General features: G+C 69.1%; 9 protein-coding genes. 4 read left to right on the plus strand and 5 right to left on the minus strand.

All coding sequences use genetic code 11. From position 1 onward, the window contains the following. Positions 1-113 precede the first annotated feature (113 nt). The 3 genes from ABTY15_RS39255 to ABTY15_RS39265 form a co-directional block, all read right to left on the minus strand. Positions 114-542 carry an ML domain-containing protein gene (locus tag ABTY15_RS39255; protein WP_350607391.1) on the minus strand — a complete coding sequence of 143 codons (429 nt, stop codon included), beginning with the start codon at positions 540-542 and terminating at the stop codon, positions 114-116. 135 nt (positions 543-677) lie between these two features. Continuing rightward, on the minus strand, positions 678-2,201 hold the full coding sequence (locus ABTY15_RS39260) for a glycosyl hydrolase family 18 protein (RefSeq protein WP_350607394.1): 1,524 nt from the start codon (positions 2,199-2,201) through the stop codon (positions 678-680). Positions 2,202-2,340: 139 nt separating this feature from the next. Beyond that, entirely contained in the window at positions 2,341-2,763 is a 423-nt protein-coding gene (locus tag ABTY15_RS39265; protein ID WP_350607398.1) for a CBS domain-containing protein, read from the minus strand. A gap of 263 nt (positions 2,764-3,026) precedes the next feature. On the opposite strand from ABTY15_RS39265, the gene ABTY15_RS39270 reads away from it, so the two are divergent. Further along, on the plus strand, positions 3,027-3,431 hold the full coding sequence (locus ABTY15_RS39270; RefSeq protein WP_350607404.1) for a DUF5994 family protein: 405 nt from the start codon (positions 3,027-3,029) through the stop codon (positions 3,429-3,431). Positions 3,432-3,493: 62 nt separating this feature from the next. Here the strand turns inward: ABTY15_RS39270 and ABTY15_RS39275 are convergent, their stop codons facing one another. Then, positions 3,494-3,727 carry a DUF397 domain-containing protein gene (locus ABTY15_RS39275; RefSeq protein ID WP_350607407.1) on the minus strand — a complete coding sequence of 78 codons (234 nt, stop codon included), beginning with the start codon at positions 3,725-3,727 and terminating at the stop codon, positions 3,494-3,496. After that, positions 3,724-4,584, minus strand: a complete 861-nt coding sequence (locus ABTY15_RS39280) for a helix-turn-helix domain-containing protein (protein ID WP_350607410.1) — start codon at positions 4,582-4,584, stop codon at positions 3,724-3,726. Before ABTY15_RS39280 ends, ABTY15_RS39275 begins: the two co-directional genes overlap by 4 nt. Positions 4,585-4,754: 170 nt before the next feature. Between ABTY15_RS39280 and ABTY15_RS39285 the strand changes: the two genes are divergently transcribed. From ABTY15_RS39285 to ABTY15_RS39295, 3 genes are read left to right on the plus strand one after another with little or no spacing between them, the layout of a single operon-like run. Continuing rightward, positions 4,755-5,198 carry an ATP-binding protein gene (locus tag ABTY15_RS39285; RefSeq protein WP_350607413.1) on the plus strand — a complete coding sequence of 148 codons (444 nt, stop codon included), beginning with the start codon at positions 4,755-4,757 and terminating at the stop codon, positions 5,196-5,198. After that, a complete protein-coding gene (locus ABTY15_RS39290; RefSeq protein ID WP_350607416.1) occupies positions 5,195-5,383 on the plus strand; it encodes a hypothetical protein in 189 nt (62 codons plus the stop codon). Before ABTY15_RS39285 ends, ABTY15_RS39290 begins: the two co-directional genes overlap by 4 nt. Before the next feature lie 14 nt (positions 5,384-5,397). Continuing rightward, positions 5,398-6,129 carry a hypothetical protein gene (locus ABTY15_RS39295; protein WP_350607421.1) on the plus strand — a complete coding sequence of 244 codons (732 nt, stop codon included), beginning with the start codon at positions 5,398-5,400 and terminating at the stop codon, positions 6,127-6,129. Positions 6,130-6,291 lie beyond the last annotated feature (162 nt).

The raw sequence follows: 6,291 nt of genomic DNA on the forward strand, positions 1-6,291 counted from the left end.
CCGGGGGGGGGGCGGGGCCACGCGGGGGGGGGGGGGCGCGGCGGGGGGTGGTTATTGGTGTGGGGGGGGGGTGGGGTCGGGCGGCGCCCCCCCCCCCCCACTCCAGCGAGGGTTCAGAGGGACGGCAGGAAGTTCACCTGGGCCTTGAGCGACAGCAGGTCGTCCTCATCCGCGGTGTAGCCCTGAACGGTGAGGTTGAACTTCGCCCGCGGGATCTCCTTCGGGAAGTCCATGGTGAGGGTCAGCGTCGTGTCGCCCTTCGGGATCGGGCTCTTGCCGTCGCTGGTCTCGCAGGTCAGCTTCAGGTCGCCCGCGCCGCGCAGTTGGGTGAAGAGGTCGTACCGCTTGGTCAGGAGCTTGATCAGACCCAACTTGATTGTGACATCGAGATAGGCGCCGTCCGCGATCTCCGCCTGCGCTGTGGCGTTAATGGTGAAGACGTTGGTCCGACCCGTGGCGAGCGGGTCCGGGGTCGCCGTGATGCTGTTGATCACCAGTGCGTCGGTCGCCAGACCGGTGTCCTCGTAGGACCAGTTGGCCATCGGAAATCTCCCTGAGCGGAGGGGAATTGGGTCGCTGAACGGTTGCCCAGTCTGGTGTCGCGACATCTCGCGGCAGGGCAGCGTGCGATCCAAACCACTCGAACGGGCGATCGCTGGGGGTCGGGTGGCGGTAAGTCAGGCGCTGCGGCCCGTGACGTAGAGCGGCTTCATGTCGACGACGGTGGTGGTGACGGTGTGGCCGAGGCCCTCGCGCGCCGCGTTGGTGAGCAGGCCGGAGTCGGCGGGCGCGTGCTCGGCGAACAGGCCGCCGAGCTTGCGGGTACGGGCGTACTCGGCCTTGGCGCGGACGGAGCGCGGGGTGTCGAGGGAGAGGAAGACGCCGTTGGCCGGGCTGTGGAGGAAGTCGGCGTCGGCGGCGGTGTCGGTGTGGAGCTGGAAGCCGTTGCGGCCCTGGCCGCCCTCCAGGTCGAGGTAGTTGCGCAGCACGTCGGTGAAGGTGCTGATGCCGGGCAGGAAGGTGCCGACCGTGCCGCCCTCGCCGCGGTCGTAGGTGCCGCGCAGGGGCGAGATCTGGCTGACCTGGGCGCGGCGGGCGTTGCGGGTGGTGGTGGCGTAGCCGAGGTGGATGCGGCGGGAGTCGACGCGGAGTTCGTCGACGAGGTACGTGACGGCGTCGTCGATGGAGTCGGCCTGGGTGCCGTTCGGGTCGCGGCGCAGCGGCGTGTGGTGGCCGAGGCCGTCGGACCAGGGGCTGCCGAACAGGTCGAAGGACGTCAGGTCGAGCCGTTCGGCGCCCGCCTCCACCAGGAGCGGGACGTTCATGTCGCGAATGGGCTGGACGGAGGCCGGCACCGCGACGGCGATCGACACGTTCCGGCCGGTGGCGGCCAGCGCCGCCTTGGTCTCGCGGATGAGTGCGGCGTAGTTGGCGGGGTCCTCCGGCCCGTACTCGGCGTCGCCGGCACCGGTGGAGCCGGGCCAGCGCCAGTCCAGGTGGAGCGCGGAGAACATCGGGAAGGCCTGGAAGAGCCGGACGACGGACTGCGCGAACCGCTGGCGGGCGGCGGGGTCCTTGGCGATGTGGTGGAAGGCCTGGCTGAGGTCCCAGCCGCCGACGTGCAGGCCGACGGCGAGGGCCGGGTTGGCCGTCTTGAGGCGGCGCACGGCGCCGAGGAGGCCTTGGGCCTTCTGCTGGTTGAACAGCTCCTGGTAGTCGTTGGAGACCCAGCCGTCGAAGCCGTAACCGTGGTAGGCGGCGACCGCGCCCCACGGGTCGGTGAAGACCACCTCGCCGTTCGCTGATTCGGGGACGCCGAAGTCCCTTGCCGCCCGGGTCAGGGCGGCACCGAGGACGCCCCGGTCGCCGAGGACGCCGACCAGGCCGAGGATGACTTCGTCGAAGGCTCCGTTGGGGGCATCGAGGCGGGTGAGGTCCGCGCCCGCGCCGCTCGTGGCGGGGTCCGAGTCGTCCGTCAGGCGGCCGTCGTAGGCCCACGAGGTGTCCAGGAAGCCGGAGACGGTCTGGTCGCCGCTGCGCCGGTAGGTGTTGAACGCGGGCTTGGCGACCCGGCACGGGGTGTAGGACAGCTTCGCGTCCTCCGTGCCGGGGTTGAAACCGGTCATCGCGTAGGTCTTTTCGGCAGCGCCGACGGCCTGTCCGTTGAGGCCGGGGTCGGACGGGTACACCAACTCGCTCATGGCAAGCGCTCCCTGCATCGAGGTAACGGAAAGTGCCCGGTTCGAAGCCGGGCGTGACCGTGCTCGTGCAGCGTAGTCGGCGGGCCGGGCGGTGCGGGCGAGTTCGGGCGAAGGAGTTGACGGAGCGTCAAGTGTTCGGTTATGCGGGTTCGGTCAGCAGGTTGGCGACACGGTCGGCGGTGAGGACGCCGAGGAGGTAGCCGTCGTCGTCGATGACGGGCCAGACCGTCAGACGCTTGATCCGCATCGCGATCGCGGCCAGGGCCAGGCCCATGGTCGGCCACGCGAACGGGCCGCGTTGGTGGGAGGTCGAGCTGATCGACGTCCGCTCGGTGGACCACGGGCGGATCAGGAACGGGTGGAGCCCGGTACGGGTGACCAGCCCCTCGAGACGGCCGTCGTGGTCGTGGACGAGCAGGTAGTCGAGGTGGGCGCTGCGGAGGATGTCGTCGGCCTGATCGACGGTGCTGTCGTCGGCGATCTGGTGGTCGTACCGGGCCATGGCGTCGGCGACTGTAAGGGCGGCGCCGGGGCGTGCTGACTCGGGGGAGTACGTGGTCACGGCGGTCACCGGTTCCCGTCTTCACCCAGAACGAGGCCGGAACGGTACCGGGATGCGGGATGCCCTGGATGCCTCCGAGCGTACTCCCGTGGCGGGCGGTCCGCCGGAGGCCTACGCGGAGTAACGTGGAAGACAACCGAGGACATTCCGCATACCGGTATCAGTGCTGGTGTCGCCCTGGGTCATGAGTGGTCCCTCGTGGACCGGACAGGCGGCTTCGGATGATGCCGATTCCTCTTCCCTCGTTCCCCTCGCCGTATTCGGTGCCCGGCGTTCCCGCGCTGCCGCGGCTGGTGCTGGAGCCGACCATGGCGCGGGACGGCGTCTTCGACGGCGCCTGGTGGCCGCGCTCCAAGGACGCCCTGGTCGAACTGCCGGACCTGATCACCGCACTCAGGGCCCACCTCGGGCGCATCATCCGGGTCGGGCTGGACACCTCGGCCTGGGACGACGTGCCGCGGTCGGTGGTGGTCGACGGCGTCGGGGTGAGGATCAACTGGTTCGCCGGCAGCGACGCCACGATCAGCCTCACCTGCGGGTTCCAGGACCATTTCCTGTTGCTGGTGGTGCCGCCGCGTACGGATCCGGAGACCGCGTCGACCGCGATGGCGGCGGCGGCCGTCACCGGAAACCACACCCCGGCGGCGGAACTGCTGCTGATCGGTTGAGGGGGTGTGAAGCGAACGGCAGGGGGCCCGGCCATGGCGGCCGGGCCCCCTGCGGACAGTGGTCAGGCGGTGAAGCGGGGGTCGCGGGCTTCGATGGCCTGGACGAAGGCGGTCCATTCGGCCTGGTCGAAGGCGAGGTGGGGGCGGCCGGGGTTCTTGTCGTCGCCGAGCCAGACGTCGCCGTTGTCGAAGCGCGCGATGATCACGCAGTTGCCGTTGTCGTCCCCGGAGAAGGGAGACTTGACCCAGCTGGCGGAGGCGGGATCGTGGTCGTAGGGGTCGCGCTTTTCGCTCACGTCAACTCTTCCAGCTTGCGTTCAAGGGCTGCGATGGTGTCCTCCGGGGACAGCGCGCACCGCTTCACTCGGGCAAACGCCCTTTCAGCTCGCCGTACATCGCGTCCCGTTCTACGCGGGAGCATACCTCCGACCGCTTCGACGAACACGAAGCCGTCGTCGGGCTCGTCCGGGAACCGCATAAGGACAAGCCCTGAGGTGAGAATGCCCTGCCGACCGGCGCTCAAGGGCACCATGCGCACTGTGACGTTGGGGTATTGGGCGACCTTGATCGTGTGGCGAATCTGGTCGGCCAGTACCTGTTGGTCGCCGGCCACCAGGAGCGCCACTTCGCCGAAGTACGCCTCGAAGTTGAGGACCGGCTCCGCGGTCAGCCTGCGTTGACGCAGTATCCGGACTTCGGCGGCGGTTTCGATCTGCTCCTCGTTGGGTGCGCTCAGGCCCGCCGCGATCATCTCCTTCGCGTAGCCCTCGGTCTGGAGAAGCCCGGGAAACGCGGACAGGAAGTAGTCCTGCATATGCGAGGCATCGGACTCAAGGGCAAGGTACTCGGCGAATGCTGCGGTGATCGAGTCCGCGAAGTCGAGGTTGCGCCACCACTGTTTGGTCGGACCGTCGCTGAGCAGGTTCTCGAAGTCCTCGCGCTCCTGGCCCGATACGCCGTAGTGATCGAGCAGTGCCTTCAGGTCGGCAGCGCTGATCTGCTGGTGGGCGCGCTCGATTCTGCTGAGGCGTGCGGCGTTCCAGCCCTTCAGGCCCTCGGTGACCTCGGTCAGGGTCTTGTTGTTGTACAGCCGCCAGTTGCGCAGCTCGTCGCCGAGGCGGATCTGCCTGATGGCTGACAGGTCCTTGCTCAAGTGGCGCCCCTCCCTCTGAGTGTGGGTCCAGTCTCGCCATGATGCACAGGCGACTCAACTCCTTTCAAGATCAATGGATTTGTTGTGGCGTTCGGGTTGCAGGTTCGAATTGATGTGAGCCACACTCAGCGTGACCGCACGAACACGCCACTGAAGGTGTGGGGTGACTCATGTCCACCTTGCGTAACCCGGTCCTCCAAACCTGGGAGACCACCCTCACCGAGCACTCGACCTCGGTCCGTACCGCCCGCCACCTGATCCGCCAGCAACTGACCTGTTGGGGCTGGTCCGGCGATCCCGTCGACGACCTCGTCCTCATCGCCTCCGAGCTCGTCACCAACGCCGTCGTCCACGCCTGTCGCGGGCAGGGCGAAGTCCGGCTCTACCTCCAGGAGTTCGACGGCGACTGCCGGCTCGAAGTCTGGGACCCGCGCAGCGACCTCCCGCTCCGTGAGCGCCAGCCGCGCCGCTTCAACGAGTGCGGCCGGGGCATCGACCTCGTCCGCCAACTCGCCTTCGACTTCGGCGTGATCGGGCGGCGTGGTGCCGGTAAGCGCGTCTGGGTGCGCGTCCTCCGAGGCGCCACCAACAACCCGCCCTCACCCGGGAGTTGAGCACCATCAAGCTCGCCACCACGGCCGCGATCACCACGGCCAGCCTCGCCCTCGCCTGGTTCGCCTCGGACCTCGTTCCGCCCCGCGAGCCGGCCACCGCCGATGTGGTCTGGTGGACCACCCTGGCCGCCGCCCTGATGACCGGCATCAACCGTCACAACGACAACGACCTCGACGACGACTGAACCGAGGAGCCCCCGTGACCACCATGCACCCCGCCGCGATCGCCTTCCGTGACCCCGCCGCCCTCTGCGTCCGCACCGAGATCGGCGGCGCCCACCGCGTCCACCGCACGCCCGGCTACGAGAGCGGCGCCGTCCTCCCCGACGACACCTGGCAGCCGCTGCCCGAGGACCACCCCGAGCGGTACATCCCGGGCCTCTTCACCAAGGACAGCGGCCTGATCGAGTTCTTCCGTCTCCCCGACACCGTCACCGACGCCCACTCCCTCGCCGCGCTCGTCGACATGCTCGGCGACCCGCACCCCGTCCCCCTCGGCGAGACCGACGACCCGCCCGGCGAACCCGTCACCCACCGCCGCCCCGCCAGCGGTCTGCGGCTCGGCCTGCACGTCGACAACCACCAGAACCTGCCGTACACCGACCGCGACACCGCCCGCCGCCGCCTCTGCGTCAACCTCGGCCCCGGCAGTCGGCACCTCCTCCTCTCCAACACCGACATCAAGTCCATTTGTCGGACCGTCCACGACCGTTACGAGACCTGTCACCCCCACACCGACGACCTCCGGCGGTACCTCGCGCTGCGCCGCCCGCTGAAACTCCTCCGGATCCGCATCGACCCGGGCGAGGGCTGGCTCGTGCCGACCGCCGTCCTGCCGTACGACGAGTCCACGGAGGGCCAGGAGCTGCCGTCCGTCACGGCGTCCTGGCTCGGGCACTGGGAGCGGGGGCTGTTCGGCCCGCTGATCTGACCGCACTTCGGTCACTCTCCGTGCGCGGAGCCGCCGGAGGGGCGGGCGCGGGTCGTACCGTTGCGCACCGGCGTGGACTACGACGACGTGGTCCAGGTGCTGGAGGACGAGGGCGTCGAGAAGTTCGAGCAGTCGTGGAACGAGCTGCTCGACACCGTCACC

Source organism: Kitasatospora sp. NPDC097643 (genome assembly GCF_040302625.1).
In the GTDB taxonomy this organism is placed as follows: domain Bacteria; phylum Actinomycetota; class Actinomycetes; order Streptomycetales; family Streptomycetaceae; genus Kitasatospora.